This is a genomic window from Citrobacter sp. wls619, assembly GCF_005281345.1.
Classification (GTDB): Bacteria; Pseudomonadota; Gammaproteobacteria; order Enterobacterales; family Enterobacteriaceae; genus Citrobacter.
On record NZ_SZXJ01000044.1, the window covers coordinates 345,263 to 368,117 of the forward strand.

The 22,855-nt window shown below is 51.5% G+C and carries 21 protein-coding genes and 3 tRNA genes; 14 read left to right on the forward strand and 10 right to left on the reverse strand.

What is annotated here, in order from left to right:
• Positions 1–3 precede the first annotated feature (3 nt).
• The gene (locus tag FDX19_RS10890; protein ID WP_137382713.1) at positions 4–1,053 is read left to right on the forward strand and encodes a fimbrial protein; all 1,050 of its coding nucleotides are present in this window, start codon (positions 4–6) and stop codon (positions 1,051–1,053) included.
• Between the two features lie 128 nt (positions 1,054–1,181).
• Here FDX19_RS10890 and FDX19_RS10895 read toward each other — a convergent pair.
• The 3 genes from FDX19_RS10895 to FDX19_RS10905 form a co-directional block, all read right to left on the reverse strand.
• Positions 1,182–1,258, reverse strand: a tRNA-Met gene (locus FDX19_RS10895).
• A gap of 152 nt (positions 1,259–1,410) precedes the next feature.
• Positions 1,411–1,487, reverse strand: a tRNA-Met gene (locus FDX19_RS10900).
• 48 nt (positions 1,488–1,535) lie between these two features.
• Positions 1,536–1,612: transfer RNA gene (locus FDX19_RS10905), tRNA-Met, on the reverse strand.
• A gap of 205 nt (positions 1,613–1,817) precedes the next feature.
• Between FDX19_RS10905 and mltA the strand changes: the two genes are divergently transcribed.
• Positions 1,818–2,915: a murein transglycosylase A gene (gene mltA / locus FDX19_RS10910; protein WP_137382714.1), complete on the forward strand. Its 1,098-nt coding sequence runs from the start codon at positions 1,818–1,820 to the stop codon at positions 2,913–2,915.
• A 134-nt stretch (positions 2,916–3,049) separates the two neighbouring features.
• Complete coding sequence (gene tcdA / locus FDX19_RS10915; protein WP_137382715.1) at positions 3,050–3,856, forward strand: tRNA cyclic N6-threonylcarbamoyladenosine(37) synthase TcdA; 807 nt, start codon at positions 3,050–3,052, stop codon at positions 3,854–3,856.
• A 69-nt stretch (positions 3,857–3,925) separates the two neighbouring features.
• On the opposite strand, the gene csdE is transcribed toward tcdA, so the two are convergent.
• Both csdE and csdA read right to left on the reverse strand, forming a co-directional pair.
• Positions 3,926–4,369: a cysteine desulfurase sulfur acceptor subunit CsdE gene (gene csdE, locus FDX19_RS10920; protein ID WP_137382716.1), complete on the reverse strand. Its 444-nt coding sequence runs from the start codon at positions 4,367–4,369 to the stop codon at positions 3,926–3,928.
• Positions 4,369–5,574, reverse strand: coding sequence for a cysteine desulfurase CsdA (csdA, locus tag FDX19_RS10925; protein ID WP_137382717.1), 1,206 nt, complete (start codon positions 5,572–5,574; stop codon positions 4,369–4,371). The genes csdE and csdA overlap by 1 nt, the downstream gene beginning before the upstream one ends.
• 192 nt (positions 5,575–5,766) lie before the next feature.
• Between csdA and FDX19_RS10930 the strand changes: the two genes are divergently transcribed.
• The 4 genes from FDX19_RS10930 (at position 5,767) to rlmM (ending at position 8,781) form a co-directional block, all read left to right on the forward strand.
• Complete coding sequence (locus tag FDX19_RS10930) at positions 5,767–5,994, forward strand: YgdI/YgdR family lipoprotein (protein WP_137382718.1); 228 nt, start codon at positions 5,767–5,769, stop codon at positions 5,992–5,994.
• A 362-nt stretch (positions 5,995–6,356) separates the two neighbouring features.
• The gene (gcvA, locus tag FDX19_RS10935; RefSeq protein ID WP_005130970.1) at positions 6,357–7,274 is read left to right on the forward strand and encodes a glycine cleavage system transcriptional regulator GcvA; all 918 of its coding nucleotides are present in this window, start codon (positions 6,357–6,359) and stop codon (positions 7,272–7,274) included.
• 18 nt (positions 7,275–7,292) lie between these two features.
• Entirely contained in the window at positions 7,293–7,688 is a 396-nt protein-coding gene (locus tag FDX19_RS10940; protein WP_005130969.1) for a DUF423 domain-containing protein, read from the forward strand.
• Complete coding sequence (gene rlmM, locus FDX19_RS10945) at positions 7,681–8,781, forward strand: 23S rRNA (cytidine(2498)-2'-O)-methyltransferase RlmM (RefSeq protein WP_048213093.1); 1,101 nt, start codon at positions 7,681–7,683, stop codon at positions 8,779–8,781. The genes FDX19_RS10940 and rlmM overlap by 8 nt, the downstream gene beginning before the upstream one ends.
• 31 nt (positions 8,782–8,812) lie before the next feature.
• On the opposite strand, the gene fucR is transcribed toward rlmM, so the two are convergent.
• The 4 genes from fucR to fucI all read right to left on the reverse strand — a co-directional run bounded on the left by fucR (position 8,813) and on the right by fucI (position 13,322).
• Positions 8,813–9,541, reverse strand: a complete 729-nt coding sequence (gene fucR / locus FDX19_RS10950; protein WP_137382719.1) for an L-fucose operon activator — start codon at positions 9,539–9,541, stop codon at positions 8,813–8,815.
• Between the two features lie 58 nt (positions 9,542–9,599).
• Positions 9,600–10,022, reverse strand: a complete 423-nt coding sequence (gene fucU, locus FDX19_RS10955) for an L-fucose mutarotase (RefSeq protein WP_137382720.1) — start codon at positions 10,020–10,022, stop codon at positions 9,600–9,602.
• A gap of 1 nt (position 10,023) precedes the next feature.
• Positions 10,024–11,442, reverse strand: a complete 1,419-nt coding sequence (gene fucK / locus FDX19_RS10960) for an L-fuculokinase (protein WP_137382721.1) — start codon at positions 11,440–11,442, stop codon at positions 10,024–10,026.
• Between the two features lie 104 nt (positions 11,443–11,546).
• Complete coding sequence (gene fucI, locus FDX19_RS10965) at positions 11,547–13,322, reverse strand: L-fucose isomerase (RefSeq protein ID WP_137382722.1); 1,776 nt, start codon at positions 13,320–13,322, stop codon at positions 11,547–11,549.
• Between the two features lie 464 nt (positions 13,323–13,786).
• Here fucI and FDX19_RS10970 point away from each other — a divergent pair, with 464 nt between their 5' ends.
• The 7 genes from FDX19_RS10970 (at position 13,787) to fucO (ending at position 21,962) form a co-directional block, all read left to right on the forward strand.
• Positions 13,787–15,286 carry a sugar ABC transporter ATP-binding protein gene (locus FDX19_RS10970; RefSeq protein WP_137382723.1) on the forward strand — a complete coding sequence of 500 codons (1,500 nt, stop codon included), beginning with the start codon at positions 13,787–13,789 and terminating at the stop codon, positions 15,284–15,286.
• 3 nt (positions 15,287–15,289) lie between these two features.
• On the forward strand, positions 15,290–16,273 hold the full coding sequence (locus FDX19_RS10975; protein ID WP_003034055.1) for an ABC transporter permease: 984 nt from the start codon (positions 15,290–15,292) through the stop codon (positions 16,271–16,273).
• Positions 16,274–16,346: 73 nt separating this feature from the next.
• On the forward strand, positions 16,347–17,297 hold the full coding sequence (locus FDX19_RS10980; RefSeq protein WP_061068495.1) for an ABC transporter substrate-binding protein: 951 nt from the start codon (positions 16,347–16,349) through the stop codon (positions 17,295–17,297).
• A 53-nt stretch (positions 17,298–17,350) separates the two neighbouring features.
• On the forward strand, positions 17,351–18,931 hold the full coding sequence (locus FDX19_RS10985) for an FGGY-family carbohydrate kinase (protein WP_137382724.1): 1,581 nt from the start codon (positions 17,351–17,353) through the stop codon (positions 18,929–18,931).
• Positions 18,932–18,997: 66 nt separating this feature from the next.
• The gene (locus FDX19_RS10990; RefSeq protein WP_137382725.1) at positions 18,998–19,996 is read left to right on the forward strand and encodes a LacI family DNA-binding transcriptional regulator; all 999 of its coding nucleotides are present in this window, start codon (positions 18,998–19,000) and stop codon (positions 19,994–19,996) included.
• A 142-nt stretch (positions 19,997–20,138) separates the two neighbouring features.
• Positions 20,139–20,786, forward strand: a complete 648-nt coding sequence (gene fucA, locus FDX19_RS10995) for an L-fuculose-phosphate aldolase (RefSeq protein WP_137382726.1) — start codon at positions 20,139–20,141, stop codon at positions 20,784–20,786.
• Positions 20,787–20,813: 27 nt separating this feature from the next.
• A complete protein-coding gene (fucO, locus tag FDX19_RS11000; protein WP_137382727.1) occupies positions 20,814–21,962 on the forward strand; it encodes a lactaldehyde reductase in 1,149 nt (382 codons plus the stop codon).
• A gap of 94 nt (positions 21,963–22,056) precedes the next feature.
• Here the strand turns inward: fucO and xni are convergent, their stop codons facing one another.
• On the reverse strand, positions 22,057–22,812 hold the full coding sequence (gene xni / locus FDX19_RS11005; protein WP_137382728.1) for a flap endonuclease Xni: 756 nt from the start codon (positions 22,810–22,812) through the stop codon (positions 22,057–22,059).
• Between the last annotated feature and the right edge of the window lie 43 nt (positions 22,813–22,855).

Consider the following 22,855-nt stretch of genomic DNA (forward strand, 5'->3'; position numbering starts at 1 on the left):
TTGATGCTGAAAAAATATGGTGTTATCACGCTGCTACTGTTGGGGTTATGTGGTGTTCGCAGCGTATTGGCGAGCTGTACATTTAGCACTCAGGGGTCTAAATATGTTAATCAAACAATGGCGTCATCGCCCGTATCGGCCGTCACGCTGAGTGGTCAGGGGAATACCCTGACTATGCAGAAGTTATTCAGTTCGCCACTTTCTCCTACAGTCGTTTCCACCTGTAATCCGTCCACGGGAGACGCTATCAGTGTTTCAGGGGACAGTTCATCAATTGCCGTACTCTCTACGATGCCTGATGGCGGGTTGATAATTACTGGTTCATCATCGTCTGAGTCTACTGGATTTGGTTATGGATTCTGGTATACCGTGACGTATGGTGATGGTAGCGGGAGTGTATCGGGGCATCTTAAGGAAGGGGCGATGTTCAACGCGACGCCAGCTCAGCTTAATAAGGCTAAGTGGGAGTTTCAGGCCGAATTATGGTATGTAGGTGGAAATTATGGTGATCGGATCAAAGATAAGAAGATTACATCCTTTTACGCTTCCTATTTTAAAATAGGTTTTGCTGGTGATATGAGAGAGTTCGTGTTGAATTCCCCTGCCATTCCGATTACGCCAACCACGTGTAACCTGTCCGTTGACAGGACAAGCGTTGATTTTGGGGCGTTTAACTTTCTGCAATATGGAGGCGGTGGCGCGAAAAATGGGCCGACGCAATCAATTTCAGTGCACAACAGTAATTGCACGATGTTAACGTATATGGAGTATCGCATACTGAGCAATGGCAATCCGCTGAGTTCTGACCAGCATTTATTACTTAACAAACTGACGGGGGATGATGCTGCCAGCGGTTTTGGTGTGGCGGCCTATGCCTTTGACAGAACGTTTATTATGGATGCGCTTCAGGGGACCAACATCGATGGTCCGTACACTTCAATGGATGTATCCGCCACCGGCCTGGCGGTTTCCCTTTATCTTGAGCCCGACGGTACGTCGCAAAGGAATGGGAAATTCGAGGCCACCGCTACCATTAACGTTGATTACTATTAATCCCGGCGACTACCGCCTGTATCATTAACCCATACAGGCGGACGGCAGATACAAAAAAACCGCATCAAGCTCAACGCTTTTGCGGTTTTATTTTTAAGGCCTTATTAAGCGACCTTAACAGATTGTGTTGGTTGCGGGGGCCGGATTTGAACCGACGACCTTCGGGTTATGAGCCCGACGAGCTACCAGGCTGCTCCACCCCGCGTCCGTCTTTTTGCTTTGTATTTCAAACCACATCCGCGTTGGCTTTCCTCGTTCACCTCAGTCACTTACTGGAGTAAGCTCCTAAGGATTCACTGCGTCGCCGCCTTGCTGTGATTCGAACTACTTTGCAAAAACTTTACATCAAATTTTAATTGGTTGCGGGGGCCGGATTTGAACCGACGACCTTCGGGTTATGAGCCCGACGAGCTACCAGGCTGCTCCACCCCGCGTCCGTCATTACTCTTCCATCGAGTAACGTTACTGCTTCTGATTTTTATTGGTTGCGGGGGCCAGATTTGAACTGACGACCTTCGGGTTATGAGCCCGACGAGCTACCAGGCTGCTCCACCCCGCGTCCGTGGATGCGCACTATACTCTGCTCGCATTTTCATGCAACCCTTTTTTCACCTTGATCACGTTTTTAGGCTGAAAATGAACAAAAACAACGCATTCTGGATTGTTTTTTGCGCAAAATTTGCGTTGGGGTATGCATACGCATTTCATTAGGTTCGGGGGTTTGTTATCTTCGTCTCGCATTCAGGCAACATAAGACGAGAACAATGAAAGGACGTTGGGCAAAATATCTTCTGGCGGGAGCGGTTGTCGCAATGCTCGCCGCGTGTTCCTCAAAACCCACCGATCGTGGGCAGCAATATAAAGACGGGAAATTTACCCAGCCTTTCTCACTGGTGAACCAGCCTGATGCGGTTGGCGCGCCAATCAATGCCGGTGATTTCGCCGAGCAGGTTAATCAGATCCGTAGCGCATCGCCTCGTTTATATGGCAATCAGAGCAATGTCTACGATGCTATCCAACAGTGGTTACGGGCGGGCGGTGATACGCGCAGTATGCGCCAGTTTGGTATTGATGCCTGGCAAATGGAAGGGGCGGACAACTACGGTAACGTCCAGTTTACCGGTTACTACACGCCGGTTATTCAGGCACGCCATACGCGCCAGGGCGAGTTCCAGTACCCTATCTACCGCATGCCGCCAAAACGCGGGCGTTTACCGTCTCGTGCCGAGATCTACGCAGGCGCGCTAAGCGACAATTACATTCTGGCATACAGCAACTCCCTGATGGACAACTTTATTATGGATGTTCAGGGCAGTGGTTATATCGATTTTGGTGATGGTAGCCCGCTTAACTTCTTTAGCTATTCCGGGAAAAATGGCCACGCTTATCGCAGTATCGGTAAGGTGTTGATCGATCGCGGTGAAGTGAAGAAAGAAGATATGTCGATGCAGGCTATTCGCCATTGGGGTGAAACGCACAGCGAGGCCGAGGTGCGTGAGCTGCTGGAGCAAAACCCATCGTTTGTCTTCTTTAAGCCGCAATCTTTTGCGCCGGTGAAAGGGGCCAGTGCTGTACCGTTGATTGGTCGTGCATCTGTTGCGTCTGACCGCAGTATCATTCCTGCGGGTACGACGTTACTGGCGGAAGTGCCGCTGCTGGACAACAACGGCAAGTTTACCGGTCAATATGAATTACGTCTGATGGTCGCGTTAGATGTCGGTGGGGCTATTAAAGGGCAACACTTCGACATCTATCAGGGTATTGGTGCAGACGCCGGACACCGTGCAGGGTGGTATAATCACTACGGACGCGTGTGGGTGCTGAAAACAGCGGACAACGCGGGTAACGTATTTAGCGGTTAATTGCCGGATGGCGCTTCGCTTATCCGGCCTACATTATTGAGTAGGCCTGATAAGGCGTAGCCGCCATCAGGCAGTAATGCAGTCATCAAGGGCGGTATTTGTCCGCTCTTTTTGTTTTCTATATCTGAGGTTTTATGTCTGTAGTTATCAGTGATGCCTGGCGTCAGCGTTTTGGCGGCACAGCTCGTTTATATGGTGAACATGCGCTACAGCTGTTTGCCCAATCGCACGTTTGTGTCGTTGGAATTGGCGGTGTGGGATCGTGGGCGGCGGAAGCGCTGGCGCGTACCGGTATTGGCGCGATTACACTCATCGATATGGATGATGTGTGCGTCACTAATACCAACCGTCAAATCCATGCGTTGCGTGATAACGTCGGCATGGCGAAAGCCGAGGTGATGGCCGAACGTATCCGTCAGATTAACCCGGAGTGCCGGGTGACCGTGGTTGATGATTTTGTCACGCCGGATAACGTTGCCGAATATATGAGCGCAGGATTCTCGTATGTTATTGATGCAATTGATAGTGTACGCCCAAAAGCGGCACTGATCGCATATTGCCGACGTAATAAAGTTCCGCTGGTGACCACCGGAGGCGCAGGGGGACAGATTGATCCCACGCAGATTCAGGTGGTTGATTTGGCAAAAACCATCCAGGACCCACTGGCGGCCAAGCTACGTGAACGGCTGAAAAGTGATTTTGGGGTGGTGAAAAACAGCAAAGGCAAGTTGGGCGTGGACTGCGTGTTTTCGACGGAGGCATTAGTTTACCCGCAGGCCGATGGCTCGGTGTGTGCAATGAAGGCCACGGCGGAAGGGCCAAAGCGTATGGATTGTGCATCCGGGTTTGGCGCTGCCACCATGGTGACGGCGACTTTTGGTTTTGTGGCCGTGTCCCACGCGCTGAAAAAGATGATGGCTAAGGCGGCGCGCCAGCCCTGATTGTGTCGGATGGCGTGACGCTTATCCGACCCTACGGTTCACGCCGTGTTATAGGCCGGATAAGACGCATCAACGTTGCCATCCGGCATCCTGAGCTGCCTCAACGAGCGCATTCAGCCCCTGACTACGTGATGCGCTCAGTTGTGCGCTTAAGCCCAACTCATCAAATAATGCCATCGGTGAGCGCGCCTGTAACTCCGCGGTAGTTTTACCTTCGATAGCAGTGAGGAGTACCGCCAGCAGGCCGCGCACAATTCGGCCTTCACTATCACCAAAGAAGTGAAGTGTGCCATTCTCATGCAGACTGTATCCCAGCCAAACGCGGTTTTCACATCCGGCAATCTCTTTTGCCTGCGCTTTCAGATCATCCGAAAGGGCCGGAAGTTGCTTACCCAGTAAAATAAGTTGACGATATTTATCTTCCCACTGGGTGAGCGGGATAAAAGTATTCCGTAACGTCTCTTCCGTTACGATTGTGCCAAACGGGTGTCCGGCGAACAGAGGGTTTGTCATTAGTCCACCAATATTTCCAGTGCGCGGTCAACGGCAGTGACCAACGCATCCACATCGCTTTGCGTATTATAGGGTGCAAATGAGGCGCGCAGCGTCCCGGAGACGCCCAGCTCCGCCAGCAACGGTTGCGCACAGTGCTGTCCGGCGCGCAGCGCAATGCCATACTCAGCCAGCAGCGTCACCATATCGCTGTGGTGCACTCCTGTAAAATCAAAGGCTAACAGGCTTGAGTCCTGGCAACGGAAGGAGCGAAATCCCGGCCGTTTCGCCAGCGCATCTTCTGCCAGCGTTGCCAGACTGCGGCTCCAGTTTTCGGCTTGCACGATATCAATATCCGCAAGCCATTCAAGCGCCGCACTTAATCCAATGACGCCCGCAACGTTCGGCGTGCCTGCCTCAAGCTTCCACGGTGCCGCTTGCGTGGTGAAACCGTCAAAGCTGACTTCGCTAATCATTTTACCGCCGCCGAGCCACGGTGACATGGCCTCCAACAGTTCGGGTTTACCATACAGTACGCCAATACCCGTCGGACCATATAATTTGTGGCCAGAAAAAGCATAGAAATCAATATCTAACTGCTGGACGTCAGCGGGGAAATGTACAACGCCCTGAGCGCCATCCACCATCACCACCATGCCTGCTGCATGAGCAAGCGTAATCGCGCGGACTAAATCAGGGCAGCCACCGGTGACGTTTGACATCTGACCGAGAGCCAGAATGCGACTGCGTGGGGTGATGAGGTCCGCCAGACGCTCAGTGTCAGGCAGCAAATGGGCATTGAGCTGAAGCTTGATGACTTTAGCCCCCGTTTGCTCCGCCACCATCAGCCAGGGAACCAGGTTGGCATGATGCTCCGCCACGCTGACGATAATCTCGTCGCCCGGTTGTAAGCGCGGACGCGCATAGCTTTGGGCAACCATGTTGATAGCCTCCGTCGTACCGCGGGTCCAGACCACCGTCTTGTCATCGGGAGCATTGATGAGACGTGCGACTTTTTCCCGTGCGGCCTCATAGCGTGCGGTCAGACGCTGGGCCTCAGCAAACTGGCTGCGATGGACGTTCCCGGCGCTCAGGCTATAAAACTGATGGGTCGCCTCAATCACCGCCTGCGGTTTCAATGCCGTCGCGGCGCTGTCGAGATAGACGCCTGCATCGTTGAGTGCGGGAAATTGTGCGCGAAACTGCGTGGGGTTAAAAGCGTTCATGGTATTCCTCAGTTCAGTAAACGGATCGTGGCGCAAAAAGGGCGCAGACACAAGGGTTGTGCTAACCATCGGAATCCTCTGGATATCCCGGCGAAGTCTGTGCAGTGTCTTATGCTAAATAGTGTTAGGCGAATAATTTTGCCTGTTATGGAATTTGCTTTATCTGGCATAAATTGCTGTGAGGAGAAGAATATGAAAAAGACTACCGCCTTAATCTCTGCCTGTATGCTGACTTTTGCCCTGAGCGCCTGTTCCGGTCCGAATTACGTGATGCACACCAACGATGGTCGGACAATCGTGTCTGACGGTAAGCCAAAGACCGATAATGAGACAGGAATGATTTCGTATAAAGACGCTAACGGCAACAAACAGCAGATTAACCGTACCGATGTGAAAGAGATGGTAGAACTGGAGAAATAGCCGGTCGCCATTGGCAGACTCACGGACAAAAAAAAGCACCGCAATTTGGCGGTGCTACATTAATCACTATGGACAGACAGGGTAAATGTACAGGAAGTGAAAAAGGGTAGCTTTGCTACCATGGTCTGAATCGCAGACCAATTGCAAACACAACAACACAACATCACAACCGTAAGCCAAAAGCCCACCAGAACACGCATTCCGATAAAACTTTTCGTTCCGGCTTCAGGAAGTGCCGCCACTATAGGTATTTGCTGGTAGAACCTCAACGGACAATTTATAATGGCTCAGATTAAAAAAACTAATAGGTTACAGCCTGTTAGCTAATTGTTAAATTCATTTAACATCAAAGCCTAAAAGTCATGTCAAAACGATTACCACCCTTAAATGCGTTACGTGTTTTTGATGCTGCCGCACGCCATTTAAGCTTTACGCGCGCAGCAGAAGAACTTTTTGTGACGCAGGCCGCAGTAAGTCACCAAATCAAGTCACTTGAGGATTTTTTGGGGCTGAAGCTGTTTCGTCGGCGCAATCGATCGCTGTTGTTAACGGAAGAAGGTCAAAGCTATTTCCTCGACATCAAAGAGATTTTTTCGCAATTAACCGATGCGACGCGTAAACTTCAGGCACGCAGTGCAAAAGGCGCGCTTACCGTCAGTTTATTGCCCAGTTTTGCGATTCAATGGCTGGTGCCCAGACTCTCTAGCTTTAACTCAGCTTATCCGGGAATCGATGTCAGGATCCAGGCCGTGGACCGTCAGGAAGATAAACTGGCCGACGACGTCGATGTGGCTATTTTCTACGGACGCGGCAACTGGCCTGGCTTACGCGTAGAGAAATTGTACGCAGAATACTTGCTGCCCGTTTGCTCTCCTCTGTTGCTGACCGGCGATAAACCGCTGAAGACGCCTGAGGATCTGGCAAAACATACGTTATTGCACGATGCGTCACGACGTGACTGGCAAGCTTATACGCGCCAACTGGGTCTGAATCATATCAACGTACAGCAGGGACCGATCTTCAGCCATAGCGCCATGGTGCTACAGGCCGCTATCCATGGACAGGGCGTTGCGTTGGCCAATAACGTTATGGCGCAGTCCGAAATTGAAGCCGGACGTCTGGTTTGTCCTTTTAATGATGTTCTGGTCAGCAAAAACGCATTTTATCTGGTTTGTCATGACAGTCAGGCAGAACTGGGTAAAATAGCCGCCTTCCGTCAGTGGATACTGGCGAAAGCGGCCACGGAACAAGAAAAATTCCGCTTTCGTTATGAACAATAATTTACGTAGGGTATTAACATGACCAGCCGTTTTATGCTGATTTTTGCCGCCATCAGTGGCTTTATCTTTGTAGCTCTGGGAGCCTTTGGGGCACATGTTCTGAGTAAAACCCTCGGCGTTGTTGAAATGGGGTGGATCCAGACTGGCCTTGAGTATCAGGCATTTCATACGCTGGCTATTTTTGGTCTGGCCGTCGCCATGCAGCGACGTATTAGCATTTGGTTTTACTGGAGTAGCGTGTTTCTGGCATTAGGGACCGTGCTGTTTAGCGGCAGTCTGTATTGCCTCGCGCTTTCTCATTTACGCCTGTGGGCGTTTGTTACCCCTGTCGGTGGTTTTAGCTTCCTTGTAGGCTGGGCACTGATGTTAGTGGGCGCTATTCGATTGAAACGTAAGGGCGTAAGCCATGAATAAGGTTGTATTGTTGTGTCGCCCGGGTTTTGAAAAAGAGTGCGCCGCAGAAATTACGGATAAAGCAGGGCGTCGCGAAATCTTTGGTTTCGCCCGCGTCAAAGAAAATGCGGGTTATGTCATCTTTGAATGCTATCAGCAGGAAGATGCGGAAAAGCTCGTGAAAGAGTTGCCGTTTAGCTCGCTGATTTTTGCTCGCCAAATGTTTGTTGTCGGCGAGCTACTGCAATATTTGCCGCCGGAAGACCGCATCACACCGATCGTCGGTATGCTGCAGGGCGTGGTGGAGAAAGGCGGCGATTTACGTGTCGAAGTTGCCGACACCAATGAAAGCAAAGAGCTGGTTAAATTTTGCCGCAAATTTACCGTACCGCTGCGCGCCGCGCTGCGTGAAGCGGGTGTGCTGGCAAAGCATGAAACGCCAAAACGCCCGGTAGTGCACGTCTTCTTTATTGCGCCTGGCTGTTGCTACACCGGCTACTCCTGGCCTGATAATAACTCGCCGTTCTACATGGGCATTCCGCGGCTGAAATTCCCGGCTGATGCGCCGAGCCGTTCAACGCTGAAGCTGGAAGAGGCGCTGCATGTGTTTATTCCTGCCGATGAGTGGGATGAGCGTCTGGCCAATGGAATGTATGCCGTTGATTTAGGAGCATGTCCTGGCGGTTGGACCTACCAACTGGTTAAACGCAATATGTGGGTGTACTCGGTGGATAATGGTCCGATGGCGCAAAGCCTGATGGATACCGGGCAGGTCACCTGGCTGCGGGAAGATGGATTTAAGTATCGCCCGAATCGTAACAACATCTCGTGGATGGTCTGCGATATGGTGGAGAAACCGGCCAAAGTTGCTGCGCTGATGGCGCAATGGCTGGTGAATGGCTGGTGCCGCGAGACGATTTTTAACCTTAAGCTGCCGATGAAAAAGCGCTACGAGGAAGTGTCGCAAAACCTGGCTTATATTCAGGCACAGCTCGATGAGCATGGCGTGAATGCGCAGATTCAGGCGCGTCAGCTTTATCACGACCGTGAAGAAGTCACCGTGCACGTGCGTCGTCTGTGGGCTGCCGTCGGTGGTCGCCGCGACGAACGATAATCGTTATTTGCCGGATGGCGGCGTAAACGCCTCATCCGGCCTGGATTGTTTCAATCATTTCTGTATCTGAAATAATATGCGTCACATGTTCCAGATGCCCAATCTGCGCCTCACCCGAGCGATTAAATTTACTCTTATCAATCAATAATAATGACTGCGCCGCACGCTTAAGCAGGATGGATTTAAAATCGGCGTTGGTAGCATTTGAATCCCAGAGTGTACCGTCGCGGTCGATCCCCTCGCAGGAAAAGATGAACAGGTCGATATCAAGCGGCTTTAGCTGCGAGATGAGCGATGGATTAACGTAGCAACCGTATTTGCGCTCAAGTCGACCACCGGAACTGATCAACTGAATATTTTCACGTTTTCCCAATTCGAGGCAAATCGGTTGGCTATTCGTAAATACGTGAATGTTAATGTCTGGCAACAGGCGAGCCAGGTACCAGCAAGTAGAGCTGGCATCCAGCGCGATCACCATACCTTCCTCTATCCACGTTAACGCGTCTCTGGCGATATTTGCTTTGTGGGAATAATGGCTTTTCAGTCTGATATGAAACGGCTCGCCGCAGTCCTGGTTTACCCGATGTATCACTTTGGCGCGCCCGTGATGACGCAGTACCTTACCCTGTGCCTGCAGTTGCGTAAGATCGCGACGGATAGTTTCTTTACTGACATTGAGCAGTGAGGATAAGGTTTCAGTCGTCAGACTTTTATGGTTGCTCAACAGACTCAGGATTGCTTGCAGGCGTGCTGCTTTCATGTTTTCTCACCCCATCATGCGATGAATGCCCGTACCTGCCGGGCATTCAGGTAAGAGATTATGGCGTTACCCCTTTTTTTAACAGGATATTTCCGTACTTTGCCCGCTCCCCTGTAATAACGATTGCGAATACTTTTTGTGCGCGTTCATAAAATGCATAACGGTCAATGCGCGTGATGTCCGGGCAAGGTGTTTGTAATGACAGTGCCTGCCGATATCGCGCTTCTACGTCGGGGGCGAGCGAGTCTCCTTCGACGGCGGCCATCATCACCAGTGGTGGGGCATAACTGTCCAGTTCAAACAGCGGAATAATCGCCCGTAACAGGTCGTTGACCTGCAGGCCGTCGGCGCGGATCACCTGTGGCCCCATACTGTGGGCCGGAAAGTGGGCGTCGGAAAAGATAATCTCATCACCGTGACCCATTTCAGCCAGCACCTTTAACAGATCAGGGGAAATTAAGGGGGAAATCGTTTTGAGCATGTCACTCGACTCCTGTGAATACGGGTTCTGTTTGTGGATAGAAGTAACGATATTGATAGTCCACCTGCGCACGAGCCTGCTCGGGAGAGGCAAATTCGCCGACACCGGACCAGGCAAACATCGCTGCACCGGCAACCGTCGTTTCGGCATCATCCAGCACTTTGATGGGAATACCCAAAACGTTCGCTTTTATCTGATTCCATAGTGCATTACGACTTCCTCCACCAACCAGAAGTAGCTCTGTTGCGTTGAAATGACCGATGGTTTCCAGTGTGTGTAGATTGTGCTGCAACTGGGCCGTCAATCCTTCCAACGCAGCGCGGTAGAAGTGTCCGCGGGTGCTGTTAAGTGTGACGCCCTGCCAGCCGGCACGCGGACTGGCAAGCAGGTCGCAGTGCATGGTTATCCCTTCAGCGCCCGCCGGGACGGCCTGCGCTTCATCAATGAGCGTTTGCCAGGGGGTGTCGGGTGTCCACAGCAACTTACGTACCCACTCAAGCACGCCGGAAGCCAGCCACTGCATACCGGGGTTATAGAGTCCCGGCCGGCTGTCCAGTTCACAGGTAGACCCCACATAGTCGCTGAGTAAGGCAGTATTCACCTGAGCGCTGCGTACCATCAGTATTTCCCATGTACCGGAAGAGAGCACGGGTTCATCTGGCTGCGCGCCTGCGCCAAAGAGCGCAAACTGCGTGTCGTGGCCGGCAGAGATAACCGGAATGCCCGCGGTGAGCCCAAGTTGCTTTGCCGCGTCATTTTTCAACGTGCCGATCTGCTCTCCCGCTTCAACTAAACGTGGAAACAGTCGGCGTGGTATCCCGGTAGCCTGCAAAATATCAACACTGAAATCGCGCTGATGAATATCCAGCATCTGACTGGTACCGGCCATGGTGATATCTGTGGTGAACTCACCGGTGAGGCGATGGTTGAGCAGTGATGAAATAAATAGCCAGGCGTGTGCCTGTTCGAGCAATTGCGGGTGATTCTCTTTAAACCATACCAGCTTGTACAGCGTGTTGAAGCTGAACGCGCCAACGCCGGATATATCCTGTAATTTCTGAGGGGATATCCGTTGGCTGATCGAGGCCATGACGGCGGCGGTGCGTGGACATTTCCAACTGATAACCGGATAAAGCAGTTTGCCATACGCATCAACCAGCGCGCCATCAACGCCAAATGTGGTGACCGTTATCCCTCGAATGTTACAGGCGGTCAGTTCCGTGGTGAGTTGTTGGCAGCAATCGGCAAAGCGCTGCACAATGGCGTCGAGGGACCACTGATGCCAGCCAGCGTTCTCGACGGCGGTATCACTGGCGTTCGGGGTTGAGGCGCGGGCGACAATTTTTCCCTGGCGGTTAACCGCAATGGCTCGCACGTTGGTCGCGCCGCAGTCGAGAACCAGGATGACGTCATTCTTCATAATCACTCCCGAGACGGTGCCGGATGGCGGCGTAAACGCCTTATCCGGCCTACACGTTGTGCAACCGTAGGCCCGGTAAGCTTGCGCCACCGGGCTGAATCGCATTAACGTTTATACAGCGGGCCGTAGTTTTGGCAGGCGCGATAATCCTGGCCTTCACTGTCCATGCCGTGGGCTGCCCATGCGGAAGGGCGATAGATCTTCTCTTCTTCCACGTTGTGCATACACACTGGGATACGCAGCATGGCGGCGAGCGTAATAAAGTCCGCACCAACGTGACCAATCGTCAGCACACCGTGGTTGGCACCCCAGTTAGCCATGACGGAATAGACATCGCTGAACGGACCTTTGCCGGTTAAGCGCGGCGCAAACCAGGTTGTTGGCCAGGTAGAGTTGGTACGAGCATCAAGCTGAGCATGCACCTCCTTCGGTAATTCCACACTCCAGCCTTCCGCAATTTGTAGCACCGGGCCCAGGCCTTTGATGATATTGATGCGGGTCATGGTGAACGGTACGCCACCTTCGGTAAGAAAACGGGAAGAGTAACCGCCGCCGCGGAAATACTCGTGGATCGCCGGACACCATTCGGTCGCCGCCAGGCAATCATCTGCTTCCTGCTGTGAGATCTCCCAATGTGGTTTCATGGTGGGCTGACCTTCGCTGTCACGCTGTTTGCAGGAACCATCCAGTGCCGCAGAGCCGGAGTTAATCAGGTGAATAATGCCGTGCTCAGCAAGACCGGTCAGCGGTTTACCTGTGACGCGTTCTACGGCTTCCGGTGACCAGTAGGTCCGTACATCAGCAAAGACCTGCGCCGTGCCGGTGAGCTGGTGGCCAAATAACATTGCGACACCGTTCAGGCTGTCGTTCTCGGTGGCGACGACATACGGTTCACGCACACCATTCCAGTCAAATGAGCTATTCAGCAACGCTTCGGCGGTGTCGCCGTTTGGATATTGATCCGTCCAGTGGCGCTGGCCCTGGAAACCGGCGGCAATCGCGTTGTACCCCATCGACTCTTCAACCCGGCCTTTCTCTGCCAGTTTCTGGTTACCCTGCATCATGTCGCGGATGCACATTGCCATCAGCAGGCTCTCTTTCAGCACGGCACGGCTCTGTTCTTCATTTCGCTTATACTGTTGCGCGTTCTGATCCTCGCCATAACGGAAATGTTTATCCGCCCACGCCAGGGCAATTTCCAGCTCCGCTTCGTCATAGATTTTCTGGTCAATACGACGACGCAATTCGGTCATATCAACAGGTTGAACCTTCATTCCCAGCCAGGATTCAAAGAAGTTATGGTCGACAATAGAGCCTGCAATGCCCATTGAAACGCCGCCGACGGACAGATAGCTTTTGCCTTTCATGCTGGCAACGGCTAAACCTGCCCGGGTGAATCGCAGCAGTTTTTCTTCAACATCGGCAGGGATAGTGGTATCACCGGCATCCTGCACGTCATGACCGTAAATAGAGAAGGCGGGAAGCCCTTTTTGATTATGTGCAGCCAGGGCTGCAGCCAGATACACGGCACCCGGACGCTCCGTCCCGTTGAAACCCCAGATGGCTTTCGGGCGCATGGGGTCCATATCGATAGTTTCGCTGCCGTAGCACCAGCACGGCGTGACGGTAATTGTCACGCCGACGTTCTGGCTACTGAATTTTTCTTCACAGGCGGCAGATTCAGCCAATCCGGCAATACAGGTGTCTGCTATAACGCACTCGATCTGTGCCCCGCAGGCATGACGAAGTTTCTCGGAAATCAGTGCGGCAGTGGCTTTTGCCATGTTCATGGTTTGTTCTTCGAGCGACTCGCGTACACCCATACGACGCCCATCAATCACCGGACGAATACCGATTTTCGGTAAACTATTTTTTTTCATTCGAGGTTCCTCATCTCACTTTATGCCGTGCTGCAAAAGCGGATGTTGGACACCACTGTCGCAGTTGGCTGAATTACCCATTTTTGCTAACTCGAGTTAGCTTAGGTATTAGAGAGTTTTTTGCACAACTTTTTTGTTATGGAACTGTGAGAAACCTCACGAGAAGTGGTTAAAATTCGATCTGCGTCAAATAAACAAATACAGACATTTTCATTAAATTCTTTTTAAATTAATAAGATAAAATAAATTGTCTGTTCAGTGTCACAGTTTTAAACCAAATGATTTGGCTATTTTTGGCAGCTAAAATAGCTTTAAAAGGCAATCGCTAACTCGAGTTAGCATCGTTGATAAAACGCATATGATCTTGTAGGCACATTCGCATTAACGGTGACGATGGCTTCCTGGCAACGCTGTTTTTCGCCTGATTCACTGATTACAGTTTCTGTATATTGAGGAAAGCAGCAATGTCTGAAACATTTTTACAGATGAGTCATATTACGAAACGCTTTCCCGGCGTATTAGCGTTGAGTAATGTGGATTTTACTTTACGCAAAGGTGAGGTTCATGCGCTGTTGGGGGAGAATGGCGCGGGAAAGTCTACCCTGATGAAAATTTTATCCGGTGTATATCAACCTGATGAAGGGGATATTATTTTTGAGGACCAACCCGTTTCGTTTGCAAGCCCATTGAGCGCACAAAACGTAGGTATCACTATTATTCATCAGGAGTTTAACCTTTTTCCTGAGCTAACGGTCGAAGACAATATTTTTATTGGCAGGGAGTTTTGCAAAAATAATCGCTGGCGTCTGGATGAGAAACAACAGCGACAGGCTGCTATCGATATTTTGCAAAAATTAAACCTGAATATCTCCCCAGACACGCTGGTTGCCGATCTCACTGTTGCTCAGCAACAAATGGTTGAGATTGCGAAAGCGATATCGGTGAATGCCAAGATTCTTATTATGGATGAACCAACGGCGGCGTTGACGGAAACCGAAATTGACAGCTTATTCCGGGTTACACGCTTACTTAAAGAACAGGGAACGGGCATCGTTTATATCTCGCACCGACTGGAGGAGTTGGCGCTGATTGCCGATCGCGCTACCGTCATGCGGGATGGACAGTTTATTGCCACAGTGGATTATGACTCGGTCAAAATCAGCGACCTGATTGCCATGATGGTTGGGCGAGACCTTGGCAATATCTATCCCCGCCGCGAGCCGCAACCCCAGCGTAAACCGGTGCTGGAAGTCAGTGGCCTGACGCGCAAAGGCGTACTGAACAATATCGACTTTACCTTGCATCAGGGGGAAATCTTAGGTTTTGCCGGGCTGATGGGAGCCGGGCGTACTGAGCTTGCACGGGCGATCTTTGGTGCCGATCCCATCGACAGTGGAACCATCAAGCTGAACGGTAAAGAGACGGTAATCAAGGATATTCCTGATGCCATCCAGCAGGGTATTAGCTACTTAACCGAGGACAGAAAAAAAGAGGGCCTGGCATTAGGATTGTCCGTTGAACGCAATATTATGCTAGGAAATTACCCCGAGTATTCCAACCGATATGGCAACGTGGATAGCAAACGCTGTCAGCAAACCAGCGAAGAGCAAGTGAAAGCACTGCGTATTAAGACGCCGCATCTTGAACAGGCTGCGTTGAATTTAAGTGGCGGTAATCAGCAAAAAATTATTATTGCCAGATGGGTATGCAAGGACACCGACATTCTCATCTTTGATGAACCCACTCGCGGTATTGATGTGGGGGCCAAGCTTGAAATTTATGAATTAATGAATCGACTGGTGGCAAAAGGGAAATCAATTATCATGATTTCCTCTGAATTACCGGAAGTGCTGGGTATGTGCGATCGCATTTTAGTTATGCGTAATGGGCGTATTACCGGAGAGTTAGCTTCTGATGACGCCACACAAGAAAAAATCATGCAATATGCGACGTTAGAGGACTAATTTATGACTATCTCTGTAACCTCTTCAGACAGCAATAATAAGAAAATAAAAATTAACAAAGAACTTTTAATGCGCCTGGCGCCGCTTTTGAGTCTGATTATTTTAGTAATATTTTTTAGCTTCGGTTCGCCATTTTTCTTTAACACTGAAAACATAATGACAATTGCCCTGCAAACCTCGGTGATTGGCATCATGGCGATTGGCGTTACCTTCGTCATTATCACTTCAGGTATCGACCTTTCTCTCGGTTCGGTAGTGGCCTTTTCTGGTGTTGCGGTAGGTATCAGTGCCACCCTGGGTTTGCCTCTGCCGGTATGTATTCTGGCGGGCGTGCTGGCGGGGGGATTATGCGGCTATATCAATGGATTGCTGGTCACCAAAATGACTATTCCGCCCTTTATTGCCACCCTGGGGCTGATGATGTCCGTCAGAGGCATCAACATGGTGATGACTGACGGCCGGGCAATTTACTTTGCTGATTATCCCACCTTCAAGATGCTGGCGCAGGGACGCTTGTTCGATGTGCTGCCGTATCCCGTTTTTTACCTCGTGGTTGTCGCACTGATCGCCGCCTATATCCTCAAGAAAACGGTGATTGGCCGTTATGTCTATGCCGTGGGGAGTAATGAGGTTGCTGCGCATCTTTCCGGGATTAAAGTCCAGCGCGTCAAAATTTTCGTCTACGCCTTTTGTGGTCTGCTGACCGGGATTGCCGGGGTGATTCTGGCTTCTCGTTTGAACTCGGGCCAGCCGACCGTCGGCGTGGGCTATGAACTGGAAGCCATTGCTGCGGTGGTCATTGGCGGCACGAGCCTGATGGGCGGAATTGGCACCATCGGCGGCACCATTATCGGCGCATTCATTATGAGCGTGTTGAAAAATGGTCTGAACCTGATGGGCGTCTCGCAGTTCTGGCAAATGGTGGCCATGGGCGTCGTCGTTATCGCCGCGGTTTATCTCGACACGTTACGCAAAAAAATTCGTTGATTTACGCACCCGGAAGTCACGGGACAACATAACCCTGACGTTTAGGGTGACTCACTCAGAACGGAGTAAAACAATGAGAACCAGGAATTTTGTCTATGCGTTATCCCTGCTGGCCTGCATGACATCCAGCGCACTGGCTAAAGATATGAACCTTCCTGTGGTCAGTAAAGGTTTCCAGCATGAATTCTGGCAGACCGTAAAAATGGGTACCGAAGCGGCGGCGAAAGAGTTGGGCGATAAGACCAGCTATGTTGGGCCTGCCGATGAAACTCAGATTGCTGAGCAGATTCAGTTGGTTGAAAACGCAATGGCGCAAAAACCTAATGGGTTGCTGTTGGCGGCATTAGACGCCAATGCGCTTGCTCCATTAGTGGAAACAGCGAATTCACGCGGCATCAAGGTGGTGACGTTTGACTCAGGCGTAAATTCTGATATTCCGGTCAGCTTTGTGGCAACGAATAACCGTAAAGCAGGGGCTGAAGCGGCAGATGCTCTCGCTGCGCAGGTGGGTAGCAAAGGGAAAGTCGGCATTATTGCGCACGTGGCTGGAACCTCTTCCGCAATTGAACGTTCGGAAGGTTTTGTGGCCAGAATGAAGGAAAAATATCCGGATATCAAAGTGCTGCCGGTTCAGTACAGCGATGGCGATCCGCAAAAAGCGATGGATAAAACCATCGATATGATCCAGGCAAACCCTGATATTGCCGGGATCTACGGCACTAATGAAGGCTCAACGCTGGGTGTGGCGAACGCCATTGATAGTCAAAACCTGAAAGGCAAAGTGAAGGTGATTGGTTTTGATAGCACCGAAGCAATCATTGCCTTCCTGAAATCTGGTGTGATCCAGGGCTTTGTTGTACAGGACGCGTACCAGATTGGCTATCAGGGTATTAAGACGCTGAATGCGGCCGTGTCAGGTCAGTCAGTACCGAAAGAAATTGATATTCCGGTGAAATTTGTTAATGCGCAGAACATTGATACACCGGAAATCGACAAGCTGTTGCACCCATTCGGTAAAAAATAAGACCGCGGGGGCGGTGCATTCGCCCCCTAATTAGCCAGCGTCAGGGAGCTACTATGAGCAGTGGATATTTCCTCGGAGTGGATGTCGGCTCCGCCAGTGTCAGGGCGGGTGTTTTTGATGCCAGTGGCAAACGGCTAGCTTTTGCGACATTCCCTATCTCGCAGTTTCGACCAGGCCCCGAGCGGGTAGAGCAGTCATCTGCCGAAATCTGGCAGCAGGTTTGCCATGCCGTGAAGGAGGCAGTGTCGTCAGCCGGGGTTTGCGTTGAGGAGATCCGCTCGTTGGGGTTTGATGCCACCTGTTCGTTAGTGGCTCTGGATGAACAGGGGCAGGGTCTGGCGGTTTCACCGGGTGAACCGTCAGATCACAACATCATCATGTGGATGGATCATCGTGCGGTGCAGGAGACACAGCGTATTAACGCGACACAGGACCCGGCGTTGCGCTATGTCGGGGGGGAAGTCAGTGTCGAAATGGAACTACCCAAAGTGTTGTGGCTAAAAAACCATTTCCCTGCGACCTGGCAGAGTGCACACCGCTTCTACGATCTGGCGGATTTTTTGGTCTGGCAAGCCACAGCTTGTGATGTTGCAGGTCTGTGTACTTTAACCTGTAAATGGAACTACCTGGCACATGAACAACGCTTTAGCCACTCCCTGCTGGATGCGGTTGAATTAACCGATTTACTGAGCAAAATTCCGTCGCGGATCCTGCCCCCTGGCGCGGCCGTTGGGACGCTCAGCCCCGATGCGGCACAGGCGCTGGGACTGACGACAGCGGTGGTCGTTGCCAGCGGCATGATTGATGCGCATGCGGGGGGCGTGGCGCTTGCCGGTGTCGAGCCTGCGGGAACATTGGCGCTGATCAGCGGAACATCAAACTGCCATATGTTGTGCAGCGAGCAGGAGATTCATACACCGGGTGTATGGGGGCCGTACTGGTCCGCCATGCTGCCGGGTTACTGGCTGACGGAAGGGGGGCAAAGCGCGGCCGGGGCGCTGGTTGACTGGACGCTTCAGGAGTCAGGTGCCAGCGCTGAGTTGTATCACAAGGCTGAGGCGCGGGGTTGTCATCCGATAGTGTTAGTTAATGAGTGGGTGGCTGCATTGGAAGCGCAGGAGTCAGAGCCTGGTCGTTATCTGCATGTACTGGCCGATCATCACGGTAACCGTTCCCCGCGTGCGCGACCCGATGCCCGGGGCAGCGTGTGCGGTTTGACGCTTGAACGAGGCGAGATGCAGGTTGCTCGTCTGTATCTGGCGACATTACAGGCGATTGCCTGCGGCACCCGACACATTATGCAAGTGATGCGCGAAAACGGTCATAGCATTTCTCGACTGACGTTGTGTGGCGGTGCAACACATAATCCACTGTGGTTGCGAGAGTATGCCGACGCCACCGGATGCGATATTCATCTTTTGCAGGAAGAAGATGCCGTGACGTTAGGCGCGGCTATCACCGGTGCGGTAGCCTGCGGGATGTGGGCAGATGTTCCCGCCGCCTGCCGGGCGATGGTTTGCCCAGGCGAGGTGATTAAAGCGAATCCGGCACGGCAGGACTTCTATGACCGTAAATACCAGGCATATCTGATGATGTGGGATCAACAGCAGGCGCTTAACCAGGTTATGCAGTAAGACAAAAGTTTAAAATACTTTTATGATTGTGAATTGACGTTTTTGGATGTGAACTGGGACATATAAATGGCTAAAACAGTAGAACAGATAGCCAGCGATCTGAATTTATCGGTGACGACCGTGCGACTGGTGCTGAACGGGAAGGCTGAGCAATATCGTATCAGTGTCAAAACCCAAACGCGTATTAATGAATACGTTGAACGGTATGGTTATGTCATAAACCATTCAGCCCGCAGCCTGAAACTGAATAAAACAGATACGTTGGGGCTGATTGTGCCCAATATATCTAACGTCTTTTTTGCCACACTGGCCGAAAAACTTGAACAACGTTGTCGTCGTTCTGGATATCAATTAACGATTAGTTGTACCTACGATGATGTTGATTACGAAAACAAATTAACGAAAGCGTTAATCGCTCGTAATGTTGACGGCCTTTTTATTGTTCCCTCAACATTAGAGAATCAGCAACATCATTTGCGTCAGGTCAGAAAACCGATGGTGCTACTCGACAGGGATTTTAAGTATACCGATAACGCGCTGGTTGAAAGTCATAACATTTTAGGCGGTGAAAAGCTGACGCAAAGTTTGTTTGATGCGGGCAAATCTCCGATCTGGTTTTTAGTCGGGGATACCGGATTGCCCAGTATTGGCGATCGTTTAAAAGGTTATCTTAACGCATTGAATAATAATGGAATTTCTCACCGTGACTGGGTGCGGGAAGGTCCGGATAATACGCCGGATGGTGGCTACCGGTTGATGGAGAAACTGATCAACGAACAGGGCTGTCCGCAGGCGTTTATTGCCTCATCATTACCTGTGCTGGAAGGTGCCGTCATCGCTATTCGCAATCGTTTCGGTGTGATTCCACCGGATATTAATATCGGAACATTTGATGAACATCCGATGCTGGGATTCCTTGCGAATAATGTTTGGTCAATGCAGCAGGATGAAAATGTCTGGGCGGAAAAAGCCTTCACTATGATGATGAGTGCTATTGATGACCAGCCAATTAAAGAAACTGTAAAAGTTGAGATGAAACTAATTAAGCGTGTAAGACAACAATAATTCGTCGCACTAACTAAATCGGCCAACTGAATCTGAATAAATTTGTTCAGTGGCTGCTCATACCTGAAACCTGACCCGTCTTACTCTGCGGCAGCATTTTTTCGCAATAAAGACGAGGGGCAACTGTACCCGGAGAATCATTATGGAAAGAATGCGTTTATCACGTGAAATCATCGAAACCTGCCTGGAAATGACCCGCCTTGGGTTGAATCAGGGGACCGCAGGAAATGTAAGTGCGCGCTATGAAAATGGAATGCTGATCACACCCAGCGGTATCCCTTACGAAAGACTCACTGAAAACATGATCGTGTTCGTAGATAACGACGGCAAATATGATAAAGGACAATTACCTTCCAGTGAATGGCGTTTTCACCTGGCGGCTTATCAGACGCGCCCGGATGCCAATGCGGTCGTTCATAACCATGCGATTCATTGCACCGCCGTGTCGATTCTGAACCGTCCTATTCCGGCAATCCATTACATGATTGCCGCGGCTGGGGGGAACTCTATCCCGTGTGCGCCGTATGCGACGTTTGGTACACGAGAGCTGTCAGAGCATGTGAGCGTCGCGTTGAGAAGCCGTAAGGCAACGTTGTTGCAGCACCACGGGTTGATTGCCTGTGAAGCGAATCTGGAAAAAGCACTATGGCTGGCGCATGAAGTGGAAGTTCTGGCCCGCCTGTATCTGAGCACCCTGGCGATTGTCGACCCGGTGCCGGTGCTGGATGACGAAGAGATCGCCATTGTGCTGGAGAAATTCAAATCTTACGGATTACGAATTGAAGAGTAATTTCGCATAGCGAAAAGGAGAAATACGATGGCGAACAGAATGATTCTGAATGAAACGGCATGGTTTGGCCGGGGAGCTGTTGGGGCATTAACGGACGAGGTCATCCGTCGGGGTTATCGCAAGGCTTTGATTGTCACCGATGCAAACCTGGTACAGTGCGGCGTTGTCGATAAGGTGACATCCCGTATGGATGCCGCCGGTTTGCCGTGGGAGATCTATTCCGGCGTGATCCCGAATCCTACAATTGCAGTGGTGCAGGAGGGGTTGGGAGTCTTTCAGCAAAGTGGCGCAGATTATCTGATAGCGATAGGCGGCGGTTCTCCGCAGGATACCTGTAAAGCGATTGGCATTATCCACAATAACCCTGAGTTTGCCGATGTACGCAGCCTTGAAGGGTTATCGCCAACACGTGCTGCGAGCGTACCGGTGATGGCAATCCCTACGACGGCAGGGACGGCGGCGGAAGTGACCATTAACTACGTGATCACGGATGAAGAAAATCGGCGTAAATTTGTCTGTGTCGATCCGCATGACATCCCGCAGGTGGCGTTTATTGATGCCGATATGATGGACGGTATGCCCGCCGCGTTAAAAGCGGCGACCGGGGTCGATGCGTTGACCCATGCTATCGAAGGATATATTACGCGGGCGGCGTGGGCACTTACTGACGCGTTGCACATCAAAGCCATTGAGATCATTGCCGGGGCGTTGCGCGGTTCTGTTAATGGTGACAGCCAGTCCGGTGAGGCAATGGCGCTGGGTCAGTACGTTGCCGGGATGGGATTTTCAAACGTTGGTCTGGGACTCGTGCATGGCATGGCGCATCCGCTGGGGGCTTTTTATAACACTCCGCACGGCGTCGCCAATGCCATTTTGTTACCGCACGTGATGCACTACAACGCTGAATACACCGGCGAGAAATTCCGCGATATTGCCCGGGTGATGGGGGTGAAAGTGGAAGGTTTGACGCTGGAAGAAGCGCGTAAGGCTGCGGTGGATGCTGTGTTTGCGCTTAACCGCGATGTCGGCATCCCGCCACACTTACGTGATGTGGGGGTACGTAAGGAAGATATCCCTGCGCTGGCGCAGGCGGCATTTGACGATGTTTGCACTGGCGGTAATCCGCGTGAAGCAAGCATTGCCGATATCGTCGAGCTGTATCACACCGCCTGGTAATCACCTGGCGCTTATCCGGCCTACAGTGTGATTGATTTGTAGGCCGGATAAGGTGTTTACACCGCCATCCGGCAACAGAGCTATCGCCTAAGAACTACCGAACCAGGCGTAGCTGCTGGAGATTTCCGTCGATATGTAAGTCAGTTTGCAGCCGCGCGATATCACGGCACAGAAACGCCATCTCTTTATGTATTTCGAGTTTCTTACGCCACTTTTCCGGCACGTCTTCCAGATGTGCGTAAATCCCTTCCAGATGCTGAAACTGCACGAGTAGCTGTGTTGCGCTCTTGGGACCAATACCTGCAACGCCCGGCACTTTTGAGCTGCTGATCCCGGCCAGTCCCCAATAATCTGGCAGCTGCTGAGGCATTACGCCAAATTCGTTCTCAATGAATGGCGCGTCCAGCCAGCGTTTCTGGAAATAGTCGCGAATGCGTAATGTTGGGGAGAGCAACTGGCAATAACCTTTATCTGTCGAAACGATGGTGGCCTGATGTCCCGCCTGGGTGACTTTCACCGCCAGCGTCGCGGCTAAATCATCGGCTTCATTCCCGCTCGAGACCCAACAACAGACGCCGCGCTGTTCAAAAGCGGCGCGTAGGGCGGGCATTTCGTGATGCAATTCGTCGGGCATCGGTGGGCGACCTGCTTTGTAGTCAGGCAGCCGTTGGTGACGCCAACCGCTGTTACGTGCCTCATCATCGAATACCGCCACGGCGTGCGTGGGTTGGCTGTGCACAATCAGCTGATCGAGTGCGTGCTGGCATGTCTCCACACAGGGCGACCCCTGGACGGCGTGAATGCGACGAATGAGATTGAGTGCATCGACAATGAGCAGATGGACGGCCACGGTGTTCTCCCTAACAAATTAGTCTGTAGGGTAACATTCACGA